At 42.8% G+C, this 19,030-nt stretch carries 17 protein-coding genes; 2 read left to right on the top strand and 15 right to left on the bottom strand.

All coding sequences use genetic code 11. From position 1 onward, the window contains the following. From buk to FNL97_RS05705, 4 genes are all read right to left on the bottom strand, one after another. A complete protein-coding gene (gene buk, locus FNL97_RS05720; protein WP_062678699.1) occupies positions 1–1,113 on the bottom strand; it encodes a butyrate kinase in 1,113 nt (370 codons plus the stop codon). 64 nt (positions 1,114–1,177) lie between these two features. Continuing rightward, positions 1,178–2,281: a leucine dehydrogenase gene (locus FNL97_RS05715; protein WP_143415195.1), complete on the bottom strand. Its 1,104-nt coding sequence runs from the start codon at positions 2,279–2,281 to the stop codon at positions 1,178–1,180. A 24-nt stretch (positions 2,282–2,305) separates the two neighbouring features. Then, positions 2,306–3,205, bottom strand: coding sequence for a phosphate butyryltransferase (yqiS, locus tag FNL97_RS05710; RefSeq protein WP_143415194.1), 900 nt, complete (start codon positions 3,203–3,205; stop codon positions 2,306–2,308). Positions 3,206–3,335: 130 nt separating this feature from the next. Continuing rightward, positions 3,336–5,402: a sigma 54-interacting transcriptional regulator gene (locus tag FNL97_RS05705; protein WP_143415193.1), complete on the bottom strand. Its 2,067-nt coding sequence runs from the start codon at positions 5,400–5,402 to the stop codon at positions 3,336–3,338. A 141-nt stretch (positions 5,403–5,543) separates the two neighbouring features. Between FNL97_RS05705 and FNL97_RS05700 the strand changes: the two genes are divergently transcribed. Next, positions 5,544–5,792 (top strand): DUF2627 domain-containing protein, encoded by a 249-nt coding sequence (locus tag FNL97_RS05700; RefSeq protein ID WP_015864432.1) that lies wholly within the window; start codon positions 5,544–5,546, stop codon positions 5,790–5,792. Positions 5,793–5,805: 13 nt separating this feature from the next. Here the strand turns inward: FNL97_RS05700 and FNL97_RS05695 are convergent, their stop codons facing one another. Further along, positions 5,806–6,540: a glycerophosphodiester phosphodiesterase gene (locus FNL97_RS05695; protein WP_062678703.1), complete on the bottom strand. Its 735-nt coding sequence runs from the start codon at positions 6,538–6,540 to the stop codon at positions 5,806–5,808. Between the two features lie 109 nt (positions 6,541–6,649). Between FNL97_RS05695 and FNL97_RS05690 the strand changes: the two genes are divergently transcribed. Continuing rightward, positions 6,650–6,796, top strand: a complete 147-nt coding sequence (locus tag FNL97_RS05690) for a YycC family protein (protein ID WP_015864434.1) — start codon at positions 6,650–6,652, stop codon at positions 6,794–6,796. Positions 6,797–6,847: 51 nt separating this feature from the next. Here FNL97_RS05690 and spo0A read toward each other — a convergent pair whose 3' ends face one another. The 10 genes from spo0A to xseA all read right to left on the bottom strand — a co-directional run bounded on the left by spo0A (position 6,848) and on the right by xseA (position 19,030). Beyond that, complete coding sequence (gene spo0A, locus FNL97_RS05685) at positions 6,848–7,627, bottom strand: sporulation transcription factor Spo0A (RefSeq protein WP_089097906.1); 780 nt, start codon at positions 7,625–7,627, stop codon at positions 6,848–6,850. 310 nt (positions 7,628–7,937) lie between these two features. Further along, positions 7,938–9,230 carry a SpoIVB peptidase gene (gene spoIVB / locus FNL97_RS05680; RefSeq protein ID WP_143415192.1) on the bottom strand — a complete coding sequence of 431 codons (1,293 nt, stop codon included), beginning with the start codon at positions 9,228–9,230 and terminating at the stop codon, positions 7,938–7,940. 125 nt (positions 9,231–9,355) lie between these two features. Further along, positions 9,356–11,077 carry a DNA repair protein RecN gene (gene recN / locus FNL97_RS05675; protein ID WP_143415191.1) on the bottom strand — a complete coding sequence of 574 codons (1,722 nt, stop codon included), beginning with the start codon at positions 11,075–11,077 and terminating at the stop codon, positions 9,356–9,358. A 19-nt stretch (positions 11,078–11,096) separates the two neighbouring features. Beyond that, a complete protein-coding gene (gene ahrC / locus FNL97_RS05670; RefSeq protein ID WP_015864438.1) occupies positions 11,097–11,546 on the bottom strand; it encodes a transcriptional regulator AhrC/ArgR in 450 nt (149 codons plus the stop codon). Between the two features lie 67 nt (positions 11,547–11,613). Then, on the bottom strand, positions 11,614–12,447 hold the full coding sequence (locus FNL97_RS05665) for a TlyA family RNA methyltransferase (RefSeq protein ID WP_143415190.1): 834 nt from the start codon (positions 12,445–12,447) through the stop codon (positions 11,614–11,616). A gap of 3 nt (positions 12,448–12,450) precedes the next feature. Further along, positions 12,451–14,343, bottom strand: coding sequence for a 1-deoxy-D-xylulose-5-phosphate synthase (dxs, locus tag FNL97_RS05660; protein ID WP_143415189.1), 1,893 nt, complete (start codon positions 14,341–14,343; stop codon positions 12,451–12,453). Positions 14,344–14,559: 216 nt separating this feature from the next. Then, on the bottom strand, positions 14,560–15,453 hold the full coding sequence (locus tag FNL97_RS05655; RefSeq protein ID WP_015864441.1) for a polyprenyl synthetase family protein: 894 nt from the start codon (positions 15,451–15,453) through the stop codon (positions 14,560–14,562). A 2-nt stretch (positions 15,454–15,455) separates the two neighbouring features. Continuing rightward, a complete protein-coding gene (locus tag FNL97_RS05650) occupies positions 15,456–15,689 on the bottom strand; it encodes an exodeoxyribonuclease VII small subunit (protein WP_062752874.1) in 234 nt (77 codons plus the stop codon). A 227-nt stretch (positions 15,690–15,916) separates the two neighbouring features. Further along, a complete protein-coding gene (locus tag FNL97_RS05645; protein WP_015864443.1) occupies positions 15,917–17,485 on the bottom strand; it encodes an SSO2105 N-terminal domain-containing protein in 1,569 nt (522 codons plus the stop codon). 177 nt (positions 17,486–17,662) lie between these two features. Beyond that, positions 17,663–19,030, bottom strand: coding sequence for an exodeoxyribonuclease VII large subunit (xseA, locus tag FNL97_RS05640; RefSeq protein ID WP_187252128.1), 1,368 nt, complete (start codon positions 19,028–19,030; stop codon positions 17,663–17,665).

The raw sequence follows: 19,030 nt of genomic DNA, 5'->3' as shown, positions 1-19,030 counted from the left end.
CTATCGCAAAACGGTTGTGTGTGCCACATTCCCGCTCGGATATACTTTGTCTTTTTCTTCGCCGCGCAACACGCGCAACGCCCCTTCCGCAAGCGCTTGCAACTCGTTTTCACCCGGGTGGACAAACACATCGGCAATCCAGTTCACACGATCAATAATTTCTTTCACAAATTGTTTTCCGTATGCAAGTCCTCCTGTTAAAATAATCGCGTCGACTTTTCCCGCCAAGACGGCGCTTGCTGCACCAATTTCTTTCGCCACTTGATAGGCCATTGCGCTATAGATAAGCTTTGCTTTTTCATCTCCCGCTTCGATCATTTTTTCGACTTTCACGGCATCATTCGTGCCAAGGTAACCGACTAACCCGCCTTTTCCGACGAGCATGTTCATTATCTCATCGCGATAATACTCTCCCGAGAAACATAGCGAAACGAGATCTCCCGCAGGCACCGTACCGGCGCGCTCTGGGCTAAACGGGCCTTCCCCGTCCAAGCCGTTATTTACATCCACCACTCGGCCTTTTTTATGGGCGCCGACAGTAATCCCGCCACCCATATGAGCAACGATGAGATTTAACTCTTCATATGGTTTGCCAAGCTGTTTCGCGACGCGGCGTGCTACCGCCTTTTGGTTTAACGCATGGAAAATGCTTCTTCGTTCAATCAGGGCAAATCCCGAAATGCGAGCAATTGGTTCCAGTTCATCGACAACAACAGGGTCAACAATAAACGCGGGGATATTTAGCGCCGAAGCAATTTCATGCGCTAAAATGCCGCCAAGATTGGAAGCGTGCTGCCCAGAATAGCCTTTTTTCAAATCTTCCAGCATTTGCTCATTGACGCGGTACGTTCCGCCTTCAATCGGGCGCAAAAGTCCGCCGCGGCCGCAAACAGCGCTTAATTTGGAAAGATTGATGCCTTCTTCATCAAGCGCGTCTAAAATCGTTTGTTTGCGAAACTCATATTGATCAGTAATGGATTTATATTGCTGTAGTGTTTCCGCGTCATGGCGAATTGTTTTTTCAAATATCGAACGCTCATTCTCAAACACGCCAATTTTTGTCGAGGTCGACCCAGGATTAATGACTAAAATGCGAAACTTCTGCTCTTGCAACGTTTGTAACCTCCATTTCTGACCATGGAAGCGGGAATCATTCTCCCGCCTCCATGTGTTGTAATTAACGACCGCGACGTCGACTTAAAATGTGATGGCCGTTTTGTAAAAATTGGCTGCGGGACTTGCGCATCGTTTCAATCCGTTCCTCCGCAAGGCGGTCTGCCGCTTTATACGTTGGAATACCATCACGTTTGGCGATTGCAAATACTTTTTCGATATTGTCGTAAATTTGTTCGATTTTTTTCATTGCACGCTCGCGATTGTAGCCGTACAACTCATCGGCAACGTTAATGACGCCGCCGGCATTGATGACATAATCTGGCGCGTACACGATGCCCATTTCATGAATGATATCGCCATGTCTTGCCTCTTTTAGCTGGTTGTTCGCCGAACCGGCAATGACTTTCGCTTTTAATTGCGGAATCGTTTGGTCGTTAATAATCCCGCCAAGCGCACATGGAGCAAAAATATCACATTCGACACCGTAAATATCATTCGGGTCAACCGCTTTTGCCCCAAACTCTTCGACTGCCCGTTGTACTGCTTCTTTGTTGATATCGGTAACGATCAGTTTTGCGCCTTCTTCATGAAGATGCCGGCATAAGTGGTATGCAACGTTTCCGACCCCTTGCACAGCAACGACTTTTCCTTCTAACGAATCGCTGCCAAATGCTTCTTTTGCCGCCGCTTTCATACCGCGATAAACACCATAGGCGGTTGCGGGAGATGGATTTCCGGAAGAACCAAATTCAGGGGAAATTCCTGTGACATAATCTGTTTCTTGATAAATAATATCCATGTCTTCCACCGTCGTACCGACATCTTCCGCTGTAATATAACGTCCGTTTAATCCTTGAATAAAACGTCCAAACGCGCGGAACATCGCTTCATTTTTGTCTTTGCGAGGGTCGCCGATAATGACCGTTTTTCCGCCGCCAAGATTGAGTCCGGCTGCAGCGTTTTTGTAAGTCATGCCGCGCGCTAACCGAAGCGCATCTTCAATCGCCGCTTCTTCCGATTCATACATCCACATGCGCGTACCGCCTAACGCTGGTCCGAGCGTTGTATCGTGAATCGCGATAATCGCTTTTAGTCCTGACTCTTTATCTTGGCAAAACAGCAATTGTTCATAATCGTATTGTTCCATATATTTAAAAAGTTCCATGTTCATTTCCTCCTTAGCAGTCTTTTATCTGGATGCGGAACAAACCGCAAGAGCCAATGAGTAAAGTTTGCTTTCTGCAGAATCGGCGCGTGATGTAAGAACAATTGGCGCTTTTGCACCTGCGATGATTGCACCGACTTTTGCATTGGCAAAATAAACGAGCGATTTGTATAACATGTTTCCTGCTTCAATATCAGGAACGAGCAAAATATCAGCTTTTCCTGCTACTTCGCTATGAATGCGCTTATGTTCGGCTGCCATTAGCGAAACAGCATTATCGAGCGCAAGCGGACCATCAATAATACATCCTTTAATTTGTCCACGCTTTTGCATCATTGTCAATGCTGCGGCATCCATCGTTGCTGGCATGGATGGGTTTACTACTTCCACCGCTGCAAGCGGTGCTACTTTCGGAATTTCAATGCCAATCGAATGTGCCACAGCAACCGCGTTCATAACAATTTGCACTTTTTGCTCCAAATCAGGCGAGATGTTCATCGCGGCATCGGTCACAATGATAAAACGGTCGTAGCCGGGTACTTCAAATACCGCGACATGGGAAAGCACTTTCCCTGTACGCAAACCATACTCTTTGTTTAATACCGCTTTTAAAAGCGTTGCGGTGGGGATATTCCCTTTCATCAGAACGTTCGCCTCATTTAAGTGAACAGCCTTTACAGCAAGTTCAGCCGCTTGTACAGCAGAATTCGTATGAACGACTTGAATATTTTCCGAATTCGCGTAGTTTTTTCGCTTTAACAGATGCAAAATTTGTTCGCGATCCCCATACAAAATGAATTTTCCGAAATGACGATCAAGCGCCATTGTCACCGCGTCGATTACTTCTTCGTCCTCCGCTGCAGCGACAGCTACTGTCATATCGGCATATTTCGTTGCATTGTCAATCAACGATTGCAGCTTCATCTTATACACCAACCTCTTCATGAATTTGTGGAGGCACTCTATTAATATGCAAAAAACGTGCCAACACCAAAGTATTGAAAACGCTTTAATTTTCTGTTTTTATTATGCAATAATTTGCATAGCGTGCAATTTATTGCACGTTCTTTTTTGCAATCCCGTATTTTTCTAACTTGTAATATAAGTTTCGAATCGAAATGCCAAGCGCCCGTGCTGCCGCGGTTTTATTGTTGTTATATTTGCGTAGCGCCTGTTCAATAATCATCGCTTCGTATTGTTCCATCATATCCTCAAGAGGACGAATTTCCATCTCCTTCTCATTTTTATGAAAGGATGAACTCCCTCGCGAAATATCAAGCGGCGGAATATGATGGACATCAATCATCACTTCGTTAAACTTCATAAAAATCATCGCTCGGCCTAATACATTCTCTAATTCACGGACATTGCCCGGCCAATCGTAAGATAATAAATAATCGAGCGCAGCCGGTGTCACTCCTTCGACATTGCGGCCGTAGTCTTGATTCAGTTTTTGAATTAAATGTTGGCATAGCGCAGGAATATCTTCCTTCCTTGCCCGCAATGGCGGAATATAAATTGGCATGCGATTTAACCGGTAGTATAAGTCTTCACGAAACGTTCCTTCTGCGATTGCTTTTTCCAAGTTGACATTCGTTGCCGCAATGACACGAACGTTAATTGGGATTGGTTTCGTGCCGCCAACGCGGACGATTTCTCCTTCTTGCAGCACACGAAGCAATTTTGCTTGTGTATTCGCAGAAAGCTCACCGATTTCGTCCAGGAAAATGCTGCCGTTGTTCGCTTCTTCAAACAAGCCGCGTTTGCCGCCGCGCTTTGCCCCGGAAAATGCCCCTTCTTCATAACCAAACAGCTCGCTCTCTAATAGTGTTTCGGAAATTGCCGCGCAATTCACACGGACAAATTTGTTATATTTTCGGTCACTTGCATTATGAATAGCATGGGCAAACAATTCTTTTCCTGTTCCTGATTCACCACGAAGCAAAATGGTTGCCGGTGTTTTTGCCGCCAACTTCGCCTGCTCGATCGCCACCGTTATTTCCTCTGAAGTCCCAATAATATCCGCAAATGAGTATTTCGCTTCCAACGTGCGGATAATTTGTCTTGCCCGGTTCAGTTCGGCTGTAAGGCGTTGAATTTCGGAAACGTCATGAATTACACCGACGCTTCCTTTTAATACGCCATCAACAATAATTGGCGCTACATTCACGACCACGTCGCGGTTTTTCGGCCCGACTTTCATCCGCACGCCACGAACGGGCCGGCGCGTTTTGAGCACTTGCATATGCATGCTTTCCCCTTCGGCGATATCGGCGGTCGCCGGCTTGCCGATGACTTCTTCTTCCGTCAGGCCGGTAATGCGCGTATAAGCGGGATTAATTAAAATGCCGTTTCCATGCTCATCAACAACGGAAATAGCTTCCTCTGAAGAATGAATAATCGCCTCCAACATCATGCGCATTTCTTTCAAGTCGGTAATTTCCTCTGCTAGCTTTACTAATTCCGTAATATCTTTAAAAACAGCTAATGCACCGAACAGTTTACCCGTTTCATCCATCATTGGAATTCTCGTTGTAATGATTTTTTTGCCATTTTCTAATTTTAATTCTTGATGAAATTCTGTTTGTTTTGTTTTTAACACTCGCGGCAGGCCGCTCGTTGGAATGACTTCTAAAATGTGTTTTCCGATGACTTCCTCTTTATCCACTTCAATCATTTCCGCGGCGCTGTTATTGATATCCGTAATATAAGCAAACTCGTCAACGACAATCATTCCGTCATGCGCAGAATTAAAAATCAAACCGCGCCTTGTTGTTTCGCTTTTCAGTTTCGCAATCAACATTTCTTTTTCTTCGACAAGTTCGGCCATTATATGAGCAACTGTCCCTGGCACGACAATCGTATTCGGCGAACAATGTTTGCGGATCTCATCCAACACTTCCTGTTTTCCTGTCGCTTCAATTATAAGGTCAATTTCTTCACTCGTAAAAGCACGCCAGTCGGTTCCAGTAGCAATATTCATTTCTTTCGCAAGTTTTATACCGCAAGCTTTCTCATTGATATCAACTACTGCGACAATTTGAAACATTGTTGTTTTTTCCAGCAGCTTTAATAGTGCTGTGCCTCCATTTCCAGCTCCAACAATCAATACCCTTTTCATCTTATTCACCGCTCTTTTTCAGTGTGCAAGTTTTTGCAGGCACTTTTATCATAATTGTTTTTTCTTTGCTTGACAAATAAAACGGAACCGTTATGATGAGGGATGAAACAACTTTTTCTCTGTGAAAGGATCATGATCATAATGGTACGGATCATCGCTCTGCTCATTTTAGTCATTCCTGGTTTGTTAGCCGCACTAGGCATTAAATGGATGCGTGATACACTATTTGGTATTTTGCATTCTCCATTTCCGTCCCTTTCACTGCAATTTTTGGGCGGCTTTCTTTTGTTTGCAGCCGGCTTGTCTTTTATCGGGGGGTTTATTTTACATCGTGACCGAAAACGAAATAAAGTCCAACCACGATTTCAAAAAAAGAAAAAAACGCCTTAAACGGTTCTCGCGCTTAGGGCGTTTTTTTGTTTTCCCGAATATTCTTCGCATTGCGCGGATAATCAGTAAAAATGGCATCCACTCCGTATTGGAACATTTTTTCCATTAGTGGCTCTTGATTAATCGTAAATGGACGGATGGCAATTTGATAATGACGAGCTTGGCGAACAAACGGCTCCGTCACCGTTCGATGATAAGGGTGCAATCCATCCGCTCTCATCACTCGAACATATTTCCACGGATCGTATAAAGACTCCATATATAATAAAGCCGTTTCTATATTTGGCGCAAGACTGCGACAAAGAGCCATACTATTATGATTAAAAGACGATAAAATAATGCGATCTTCCAGGCCATAATGCCGGATCATATCGATGACTTTTTGCTCTAATGTTTCATACGCAATCAAACTGTTTTTTAACTCAATATTCAACAATAGTGTCGTCGAGCAAATCCATGCCAGCACTTCCTCTAATAGAGGGATGCGGCAAACATCATATTGATCGGCAAATTTATATACAGCGTTAAATTGCTGCAATTCCCGATACGTAAAATCTTTTACCCAGCCAGTTCCATCTGTCGTTCGGTCGATCGTTTCATCATGAATGACAACGATTTGCCCATCTTTGGTCAGTTGTACATCCAATTCAATTCCATCTGCTCCGACTCTCTCTGCTTCATAAAAAGCGATCATCGTATTTTCCGGATGTGTGCCGGCGGAACCGCGGTGCGCGAAAATTTTTGTCATACGTTTGTTTACCCCTTTCTGTCGAACCAATGCAAAAGCGATCATCAAAATATATGCGAGAAAACAAAAAAGTTTGCTATACTGTTTGATAAGCAAGTGAGGTGATAGGATGAGACCGCTGCAAATTTCCTTGGAAACAGCGCAAAAATTAGCGAAAGCGTTAGGAATGCCCATCGAGCAGATTATGCATATGCCTCAACATATTTTAATCCAAAAGTTGCTCGAATTAGAAAAAAAGCAAAGTGAACAACAATAAGAACAAAATTTCCAGAAAAAAAGGTAGTCATCGCAAGACTACCTTTTTTTATTAAGAAGCTTTATGTTCCAATCTTAACTTATCCGCCACCATCGCGATGAATTCAGAGTTTGTCGGTTTGGCTTTGGACATACTGACCGTGTAGCCGAACAAGGAAGAAATCGATTCAATGTTGCCGCGGCTCCAAGCAACTTCAATCGCATGGCGGATCGCCCGCTCTACACGGCTGGCAGTTGTGTTATATTTTTTCGCAATGTCTGGATAAAGCACTTTCGTAATGGAACCGAGCAATTCGATATCGTTATATACCATCGCGATCGCTTCACGTAAATATAAATATCCTTTAATATGCGCCGGAACGCCAATTTCATGAATAATGCTCGTAATGCTTGCATCCAAGTTTTTCGGCTTGTTATCCCGTGCTTGGTAGGAAGACGATGCTTTTTTCACCATTGGTGTTGTTTTTCCATACACTTGGCGGATATGATGTACTAAATTTTCCATGTCAAACGGTTTTAAAATAAAGTAGGAGGCGCCAAGTTCAACCGCTTTCTTCGTCACGTCTTCTTGGCCAAATGCCGTTAACATAATCACGTTTGGTTGTTTTTCCAGCTTTGTGCGGATTTTTTCCAATACAGCCAACCCATCTAAATGCGGCATAATAATGTCTAGCAGCAAAATGTCCGGCTGTTTTTCCTCAAGCATATATAAGCAATCTTGTCCATTATAGGCAGTCCCGATCACTTCCATATCGTTTTGGCTGGAAATATACTCTTCCAGCAAGCTCACTAATTCACGATTATCATCTGCGATACATACTTTAATTTTCAAGAAAATCTTCCTCCTTACCTCCCAATTTATTTTCACTATGTAGAAAATTCCATTAAGACAATTCGACAATATGATGAAAAATCCTTTTACTTTTTTCAAAAATGCTAAAAAAACAAATAATTCATGAAATTATAACAGAAATTGAGTTGATTGGACAATTTTAATATAAATATTGCCACATTTTTGTCGAAAAATCTTTACACATTCATTTTATATGATGTTTCACCAAATATCTATGCAAAAACGCTGAATTTATTGACGTTTTTCACGAAATTTTTTACATAAAAAATTGAAAAAGGCGAGCTACATGTCAGCTCGCCTTTTTATTTGATTTTCCATATACATCAATTCCTGCTTCATTTAACATCCATTCGATATGGACGCCATAGCCAGATGTCGGATCATTGACAAATACGTGAGTAACTGCGCCAACTAATTTCCCATCTTGAATAATTGGACTTCCGCTCATTCCTTGAACGATGCCACCCGTCTTTTTTAATAAGCGCGGATCCGTAACACGAATGACCAGTCCCTTTGTTGCTGGAAATTTTTGTGGGATAGTGCTTACGATTTCAATATCAAATTGCTCGACTTTATCGTTTTCCACAACGGTTAACATTTTTGCGGGGCCTTCTTTTACTTGGTTCGATAACGCAATTGGAATTGGTTTATTCATAATTCCATTGTCTACCGGTTCCGTCAACTTTCCAAAAATGCCAAACGGGCTGTTATTCGTAATATTCCCAATCACTTCTTCCTCATCGGAAAACCGTGCTAATTTTTCGCCAGGACTGCCGCTGCTTCCTTTTTCAATCGATGTCACAGTTGATCTCATAATTTGGCCATTTTGAACAACAATCGGTTTTTTCGTATCCATATCGGAAATGACATGACCTAGTGCTCCATATTTTTTGGAAACAGGGTCATAAAACGTCATCGTCCCGATACCAGCGGCAGAATCCCGAATGTATAATCCAACGCGGTAAGCATGATCATGTTTATCCTTTAACGGAACTAATTTCGTCGTAAAAGAGTGTTTGTCGCGAAGAACTTGAAGATGTAGCGGTTTTCCTGTTTTTCCTGCTTCCTCAATAAAAGGAGAAAGGTCACTCATCTTTTCAATTTTTTTGCCATTAATCCTTGTAATAATATCTCCTACTTTAATCCCAGCAATTTCGCCTGGTGATTTTTTTCCTTTTTCTGTTTCGACGAGATGGTAGCCAACCACAAGAACTCCTACTGTATTTAACTTAACACCAATGGATTGCCCTCCAGGGATGACTTTCAAAGTCGGCAAAACGTTTACATCTACCTGTTTTACCGGCATTCCGGCAACTTCTAATACCATTTTCTTTTCTCCACTTTGTTTTGCTTTTACGGAAAACGAATCAGCATGTTTGTGAACTTCTATCGATTTGGGAGCGTCTTTCACCGTTGCTTGGACTGGAAGCGCTGCAGTAGAAAATCGCATCGCTTCACCTTCAAACATCACGATTTGTTTTGGAATTTGAAAATATTCTTTAACCGGTTTCGATATACCGATCATGATGAACGAAACAAGGAGAAAAACCCCCATTATTTTTCGGATTGCCTCTGTATTCAATCTTTGTCACTCTCCTCGCTCCCACCTACACCCTCCAAAAAGCGGCTACAGTTTTAATTTTGCCTTAAACAGTGGAAATATAATCGTTTTCCCCATAAAAAAAGCTACCCATAATGGATAGCGTTTCATCCTTTGATTTTTGTTGCTAGCTCAAGCAACTCTTTTGCATGTTTTTTCGTCAGTTCTGTAATTTCTACACCAGAAATCATCCGGCCGATTTCCTTTACTTTTTCTTCGTCCGATAATTCTTTGACTGACGTTCTTGTGCGGCTTCCATCTGTTTCTTTCGCAATAAACAAATGCGTATCAGCCATCGCCGCTACTTGCGGCAGGTGGGAAATGCAAAGCACTTGCGAATCGATGGAGATGCGGTAAATTTTTTCGGCAATCGCCTGTGCAACCCGGCCGCTAACCCCCGTATCGACTTCATCAAAAATAATCGATGTAACTCCTTGATGTTTGGAAAATATGCTTTTTAATGCAAGCATGATGCGCGACAATTCCCCGCCAGAGGCAATTTTCGCTAACGGTTTTAACGGTTCGCCAACGTTTGTGGAAATATAAAATTCCACATCATCGACACCATCTTCATGAAATTTCACTGGTACACCATCAAGCAGCGGTGCATCAAGCGATCCTTCTCGTTTCGTAAATACGATATCAAATTGTGTTTTTTCCATATACAGCTCTTTTAATTCTTGATGAATATGGTTAATTAATGTTTTCGCGTACTTTTTGCGAACATTCGTCACATTTTTCGCTTCGATTAATAAATCTTCCGTCACCGATTTCAATTCTTTTTGCAGTTCGTGAATATGGGTTTCGCGATGTTGAATCGTATCGATTTCTTCTGTAATTTTTTCTGCATATTGCAAAATATCTTCGATGGTCGATCCGTATTTTCGTTTTAATTGATTGATTTCACTAAGGCGGCTTTCAATAAAATCAAGGCGGGATGGATCATATTCCAATTGTTCGAGTTCATCGCGTAATTTATACGTAATATCCTCCAATAAATAATAACTATTCGCAATCGTTTCATACGCTTCTTTTAATGCCGGGTCAATAGAAGCGACATCATCTAAATGGCTCATTGCCAAACCAATCCAGTCAAGACCGCGCTGCTCGCCGGATAATGCCTCATAACTATGTTTAAGCGCTTCGTAAATCTTTTGGAAGTTCATAATTTTTACTTTTTCTTCCATCAACTGTTCATCTTCGTTTGGCTGTAAATTCGCTTTTTGAATTTCATCTAGCTGAAATGTTAATAAATCAAGGCGATGCGCCATTTGCTGCTCATTTTCATTTAACTTTTTTAGTTTCTTCCGCAATTGTTCATACTTCTCATAAACGGCGCGATATTCCTCAAGAGCCTCCGCAATTTCCGCCCCGCCGTATTCATCAAGTAGCAGAAGATGCCGAGATGGATTCATTAATTCTTGATGTTCATGTTGCCCATGAATATCGACAAGCGTAGAACCGATATCGCGCAATATAGCCGTCGTCACTAATTTTCCGTTTACGCGGCATACGCTTTTTCCAGTTGCGAAAATTTCACGGCGCAAAACAACCATGCCTTCGCTAATGTCAATGCCGACTTCGGCACATTTGTCATAACATGGATGGTTTTCATTATCTAGTAAAAAAAGTCCTTCTATTTCCGCCTTGTCTTCTCCGTAGCGGACAAATTCTGCCGAACCCCGTCCTCCGATCAGCAGATGGATCGCATCAATAATAATCGACTTTCCCGCTCCCGTTTCCCCAGTTAACACCGTCAGTCCTTTTTCAAACGAAATGGACAATGATTCAATAATCGCAAAATTTTTTATGGATAATTCCGCTAGCAAGTGGAATCACCACCTTCATTTAAAGCATTTCTAATAATTGTTTGGAAACCTTCTCGGCATCTTCCGCTGTTCGACAAATAATAAGACAAGTGTCATCTCCACAAATCGTTCCAACGATTTCGTTCCAGTCTAAATTATCAAGCAAAACACCAATGGCATGCGCATTGCCTGGCAATGTTTTTAAAACGAGCAAATTGCCAGCACCATCAAGCTTGATAAACACATCCATTAAAGCGCGTTTTAATTTTTGAACAGGATTAAAACGCTGATCGGAAGGAAGGCTATATTTATAACGGCCATTTGCCATCGGCACCTTGACAAGCTGCATTTCTTTAATGTCTCTTGACACCGTCGCCTGCGTGACATTAAACCCTGCTTTCTTAAGCATATCAACGAGCTCATCTTGTGTTTCTATGTCGTGGCTCATAATAATTTCGCGAATTTTAATATGCCTTTGTCCTTTATTCAAATTCGACACCTCTCACAAGTAAATTCACGGTAAAAAACGGGAATAACCATGTCCGTTATTCCCTTTCTTAAGTAGAATTGCTTTTCAGCTGCAAATGAGCTTCTTTCACTACCTCGCTTACCGATTGCGATAAGAAGTTTTCTCCCATTTCTTTGCCGCCCTGGAAGCGAAGATGAAGCAAAAATTCAATATTTCCATCCCCGCCGGTAATCGGGGAATACGATAAGTTCATGACATCAAACCCTTCGCAAAGCGCAAAATCGATAATCGACGTTAGCACTTCTTCATGCACGTTCGGGTCGCGAACGATGCCTTTTTTGCCGACTTTTTCTTTGCCGGCTTCGAATTGCGGTTTGACTAAAGCGATCACATCGCTTTCAGGGACAAGCACGGTCTTTAATACAGGCAATATTAGTTTCAATGAAATAAATGAGACATCGATCGTCGCAAATTGTGGAAGCCCTTTCGTAAAATAATCAGGCGTGACGTAGCGGAAATTCGTCCGTTCCATCACAACAACACGATCATCTTGGCGTAATTTCCATGCGAGTTGGTTATAGCCGACGTCAACCGCGTATGATAATTTTGCCCCATGCTGCAACGCGCAATCTGTAAATCCTCCCGTAGATGCCCCGATATCTAAAATAATTTTATCTTGGACAGTGACATCAAACGTGCGCAGCGCTTTTTCCAGCTTCAAGCCTCCGCGGCTCACATACGGAAGCACGTCGCCTTTGATCGCTAACGGGATATCTACGGACACCTTTTCGCCAGGCTTGTCTAATCGAACTTCATTCGAATACACAAGCCCAGCCATAATCGCGCGTTTTGCTTTTTCACGCGTCTCTATTAAACCTCGTTGAACAAGCAATACATCCAGACGTTCTTTTTTCCCTTTCATCTCTCATGCCCTTTTTTGTTTTCTTGGTATAATGGTTTTTACACGATCAATAATATGTGCTGTCGTTAAACCAATTTCATTTAACAACTCTTTGACACTGCCGTGTTCAATGAAGCGGTCAGGAATGCCCATTCGGTTAATCACCGCTTGATGATAGCCATGGTCGTGGGCAAACTCCAAAACAGCGCTGCCAAAGCCGCCTTGCAACACCGCTTCTTCAATCGTTAAAATTGGGATATTGCTTTCTAACAAATCATGTAATATTTTCTCATCCATCGGTTTAATAAAACGAGCGTTCACTACTTTTACAGAAATATTATCTTTAGCAAGCTTCTCTGCGGCCTCTAATGCCATGGAAATCGTAGTGCCAAACGTTAAAATCGCTAAATCTCGGCCTTCGCGCAATACTTCCCACGTTCCTATCGGAATTTTCTTCAATTCTTCATCGAGCTTGACGCCAAGTCCGTTGCCGCGCGGAAAGCGAAGCGCGATTGGTCCGTCATCATATTGAATCGCCGTATACACCATATGCTGCCCTTCGTTTTCGTCCTTTGGCATCATAATGACAAGGTTCGGAACGTGGCGCAAAAAGGCGATATCAAACACACCTTGGTGTGTTTCACCGTCCGCGCCGACTAGCCCTGCTCGATCAATGGCGAAAAAAACGTTTAAATTTTGCCGGCAAACATCATGAACAACTTGATCATACGCCCGCTGCAAAAACGTCGAGTAAATTGCTAAAAATGGCTTCATTCCTTGCATCGCAAGCCCCGCAGCAAGCGTTGTTGCATGTTGTTCCGCAATTCCGACATCAAACATTCGGTCAGGAAATTCGCTTGCAAATCCTTCTAATTTTGATCCGACTGGCATTGCCGGTGTGATTGCGACAATCCGTTTATCTGTGCGAGCTAATTTTCGCACCGTCTCGCTAACAAGTTCGCTCCATGATGGAGCAGTATCCACCGGTTTTAGAAAATCACCTGTTTCAATTTTGTATGGTCCGGTACCATGCCATGTTCCGACTTTATCATTTTCCGCCGGACTATATCCCTTTCCTTTTTTCGTAATAACGTGAAGAAGTACAGGACCTTTTATTTTTTTGGCATAATGCAAATTCTCAAACAAATCGTCAAAATTATGTCCGTCAACAGGACCGAGATACGTAAACCCTAATTCTTCAAAAAAAACGCCTGAAACAAGCAAATATTTTAAGCTATCTTTAATGCGCTCTGCCGTTGCCGCTAACTTTCCGCCAACAGCTGGAATTCTTTTTAATAAAAATTCCAGCTCGTCTTTCACCCATTGATATTTGCCCGCTGTCCGCAACCGTCCTAACACATTATGGAGCGCGCCAACGTTTGGAGCAATGGACATTTCGTTATCGTTTAAAACGACGATGATATCTTTTTTCTCATGTCCGATATGATTTAATGCTTCGAGCGCCATGCCGCCTGTTAATGCTCCGTCGCCAATAATCGGAACGATGTATTCATCCGTTCCTTTTAAATCGCGGGCAATTGCCATCCCCATCGCCGCAGATAAGGATGTAGAACTATGACCGGTTTCCCACACGTCATGTTCGCTTTCGCTTCTCTTTGGGAATCCCGATAAACCTTTATATTGACGTAATGTATCAAATTCGGATGCACGCCCCGTCAAAATTTTATGGACGTATGATTGGTGGCCGACATCCCAAATCAACTTATCTTTCGGACTATCAAACACTTTATGAAGCGCAATGGTCAGTTCGACAACGCCCAAATTTGGGCCGATATGCCCGCCTGTTTTCGACAGCTTTTCAATTAAAAATTTGCGAATATCAGCACTTAATTCGATTAACTGCTTTGTTGACATATTTTTTAAAAAGCGCGGATTTTTAATTTTGGTAACATCCAAACGAGATCACTCGCTTTCGTTTTTATCGTTCGCTTTTGTTATAGCTGATATAATACAGAAGTTAGTTATTATTATACATGATTAAACATAAAAAATCGATTTCCGTTAAAAAGAGAAAAAAGAGCCGCTAACACAACTGTGATAACGGCATGCAAGAAAAAACTCTCTATTATTTCACTATAACATATTCGCAAAGAAGCAGCAATGAGCGTTTCCTTAGTGGTCGCGCGTAGCGACTAAATCGCAAATATAACTTAGTACACTGTCATTTATTTCTGCTTTTTGCAAATAACGTTTTGCTTCTGCGATATGAAAAGATAGCTTTTCTTTCGCCCCAGCAATCGTTAAAAGCGATGGATATGTCACTTTTTTATTTTCTATATCGCTGCCAACCCGTTTGCCAATCTTTTCTTCTGAGCCTTCGATATCAAGAATGTCATCGCGAATTTGAAAAGCGAGACCGAGATGGGATGCAAACGTATGGAGATGGTGCAGCTGCTCGTCTTTCGCATCTGCGAGCAACGCTCCTGCCAATACGCTGTATTGCAGCATTTTCCCTGTTTTATGACGATGGATATATTCCAGCTGTTCAAGCGACAGCTGTTTTCCTTCTCCTTCGATATCGGCAACTTGCCCTGCCACCATTCCTTCCGGTCCAGCCGCTTTTGCCAGTTCTTCGATTAAACGAATCTTTGTCGCCGGAACGATGCGCGCATCACTCATTTCCGCAATCACTTGAAACGCGTAAGTGAGCAATCCGTCTCCCGCTAAAATAGCCATCGCTTCTCCAAACACTTTATGATTCGTTGGTTTCCCTCGTCGCAAATCATCGTTATCCATACTTGGCAAATCATCATGGATCAATGAGTATGTATGAATCATCTCAATAGCACACGCAACTGGAAGCCCGATATCCGGTTCTTTTCCAAACGAATGCAGCGTCGCAAACAACAGAAGCGGACGGATGCGCTTCCCGCCTGCCTCCAGCGAATAAGACATCGCCCGTTTAATCGTTCCAGGAGCATTCAGCCTTGCAATATAGTGCGGCAACGATTCTTCTAAACGCTGTTTTTGTTGTTGTAAAAATTGCTCTACCTCCGCCCGGTTCATGGCTATTCCTCCTCCTGAATCGAGAAAGGAGCGAGTTGCCCATCCTCTCGTAAAATGTATTCCATCTGTTTTTCCACATGTTGCAATTTATCATGACAAAGTTTGGAAAGCTTCATTCCTTCTTGGAAAAAGGAAATCGCCTGTTCAAGCGGTACATTTCCTTCTTCTAACTTCTCGACAATTTCTTCTAATTTTGCCATCGCTTCTTCAAAAGTAAGCTCTTTTTCCTCACTCATGTAAATGCTTCTCCTGGTTACTAAAATCTATAAAAATCGACTCATCGCGATGGAACCAGGAAACACCGCTTGCCGCTCGGATTCTCACCGAGTTCCATCAGGAAGGGAATTTCCCTTGTCATTCATCTATTGTGAAAGACACCCCGTGGCTCGCTGTCAGCGACGGCACCTGTCGTGCACCATTCCTTCCCTCGGTCAGTACACGACAACGATTTTAGTAACCAGGTCTACACCTCCTTCAGTTGAATTTGGTCCTGGTTCAGCCAACAACATTTGTGCAAGATATTCCATAACGACCATTCATGCTCTTGTTTGAAATTCTCGATTTTGCGTAACATCATCGCGATATATTGGCGTTGTTTCTTGCCGCTTTTCGATTGCTTGTAGGATTCTTCCATTGACCCTAGCACCGCAATCAAATGGTTTTTCACTTTCGTTTTTATGATGTGAATGAGTTCTTTTGGCAACCGTTCCTGATACCCTAATCCCCGTCTGCCAATCACCAAAGCGGCGCTTTCATGGACGGATAACCCATACTTCTTCATATACTTGAAACGACCGATGACGCTGGTGTACGCCGGATTCACTTTTTTGATGCGAAACCCAAGCCGCATCCCACGGCGAATGATAGTATCAGTCAGTTTTTTCTTGTTGAAATTATGGGTCAAGCGATTGAATCGTTTGTCCGTATCGTGCCGCTGTCTTAGTTGAATGTTTTCGATGACCACTGCCCCCACATTCTCTTGAAGCAGCCAGTCATACACATCTCGTACGGTTTCTCCAACGATGTTGTTTCGTTTATTCGCTTTCACATATTCGAGTTCATGGCAGTAAAACACTTTTGATTGGATGAAGTTTCCTTGTTTCGAAACGATGCTTACAGCGATGCGGTCAATATTGATATCCATCCCTGCGATTCGTTCCGCTTGAATCGGTTCATCATAGGCAAGTTCCCTGCCATATACCTCTTCTTCATAGATGAGATGAACATAATATTCCCCGTTTTTGCGTTGGATTTCGACAGTGTATGGTCGATATTCGATGATCGGCTTTCCTTTTGCATTCACCCCGACTTGTTCTCCCATGACGAGATCCATGATTTCCTCTTCATATTTTTCAGGAACGGACACAGGGAATCGTAAACGGGGAGCGGTTTTGTTTTCCTGTTGTCCAAGTGGATTGGCGATTTCTACATAACATTGGTACGTCTTGTCGTCATAGGTGAGGCGAATATTCAAATTCCCTTTTTTGCTTTTATCGCCTCTGGCGTACAACTGATTCGAGCGCAAATCTTTCCATTCTTCGTTCGTGATGTTTCCTTTCAAGCGCTTGTAAAAGTTTTGTTTTCCGCCAAAAATCACACGTGGAATCGTTCCATGGTCGAGATGGTGCTTTAGCTCCTCTTCTTTGGATTTGAGTTTTTCTAATCGTCGGTGTAATCCGGCTAAACATGTTGGAAGATCGACTTTTTTCGGTGTTTTTCGTCCATGTTGGTACTCATCGATTTTCTTTTCGGTTTTTTCAATTTTCGCCTGCACATCCTCCAAGCGCATTGGAAGCAACTCACGTTGGGAAGAAATCAGCGATTGAGCAAGCAAGACCGCATCTTCGGCAAACCGTTTGTTGAGCCGAAATTGGCGCGGAAGGTGCTGGATGATGTCTTTTGCGTTCCTTCCCTCCAGCAAACGATTAAACGCATATCGCTTCGCGGAACCAAAGACGCGCATTAACTCATCTAATGAACGAAGTTGTAATTCATCATGAGAAACGATTTTCATCCCCCGAACCGTTTTCATCCCCTTGCCTTCCCCCTTCGTTTGGATACTTAAGAACATATATTCGCCAACTTTTCTTCATTTCCTTTTTTACATACGGAAGGGGGAGGGAATTTTTTATTAAAAGACAAGGGACGATGGAAAAGATGGAGAACATCCACCTCTTTACGTTCAATAACAGGAGATATTTACATAATTTTATAGAGGTTTAACAAACTGCTTCTCCTCCATTCCCCATACATGACAATCAATTTGCCCATCTTGCAAACGCACTTGAATCGTATCTCCTAGTTGAAGCTGGCGAATGCTTTTTACAAGTTCCTTTTTTTCATTATAAACTAAGCTATAACCTCTCTCCATAATTTTGAGCGGACTAAGCGCATGCAAATGTGAAACGAGAGACGTAAAACGAAGCTGTTGATGATGAATATGGGAGCGCATCTCTTTTTCCAATGATTTAGTAAGAGATTCGTGTTTTTCTTTCATTCTTGATAACTGTTCGTTCGGGTGATGCCGCAACAATTTCAAGCGAAGCTGCTCGAGCCGTTCGCGTTTTTTATCAAAAAGCCGTTCTGTATGACGTTCGAGACGTTCTAGCAAAGAGTCTAATTGCTGTTCCTTTTGTTCATATAGTTTTTCTGGATAACGAAACGCATACGATTTTTGCAAGCGCAAAAGACGATCGGATTCTGTCGCTATTTTTTCTTTCATCGCGCGCATTAACCGCAATTTTCGTTGTGAAATCCGTTCCATCAATTCCGCAATATGCGGCACCGCCAGTTCCGCAGCACCGGTTGGGGTTGGGGCGCGCAAATCGGCAACAAAATCGGCAATCGTAAAATCCGTTTCGTGTCCAACCGCGGAAATAATCGGCACTTCGGAAGCAAAAATCGCACGGGCGACTATTTCTTCATTAAACGCCCATAACTCTTCGATCGAACCGCCTCCACGTCCGACAATAAGCACATCGATGTAGCCAAGCTCGTTTGCTTTTTCAATAGAGCGAACGATGGATTCTGCAGCTTGTTCCCCCTGAACGAGCGTCGGAAATAAAATCACTGTCGCAATTGGGTAGCGGCGGCGAATCGTCGTCATAATATCGCGAATCGCCGCACCGGTTGGGGAAGTGACTACACCAATATAGCGTGGAAACGCAGGAATCGGCTTTTTATGCTCTGGCGAAAACAGTCCTTCTGCCTCCAGCCGCTTTTTTAGTTGTTCGTACGCCAAATATAAATTTCCGATTCCTTCTGGCTGCATTTCTTTCACATAAATTTGATAGTTTCCGCTCGGCTCGTACACCGAAATTTCGCCGCGAACGAGCACTTTCATGCCATCTTCCGGACGAAAGCTTAAATATTGATTATATCCAGCGAACATGACCGCTTGAATGCGGGCCTGTTCATCTTTTAACGTAAAATACATATGTCCGCGCGAGTGATATTTAAAATTAGAAATTTCCCCTTTGATCCATAAGTCGCGTAAATGCGGATCTACTTCAAATTTGCGCTTAATATATTTTGTCAACGCTCCAACGGTTACATATTTTACTTCTGCCACAAGCAT

Origin of the sequence: Geobacillus sp. E263 (genome assembly GCF_007197795.1) — a bacterium.
Taxonomy (GTDB): Bacteria; Bacillota; Bacilli; order Bacillales; family Anoxybacillaceae; genus Parageobacillus_B; species Parageobacillus_B toebii.
The sequence above is the reverse complement of the archived record's forward strand: the minus strand, read 5'-3'. Positions and strand labels throughout refer to the sequence as shown.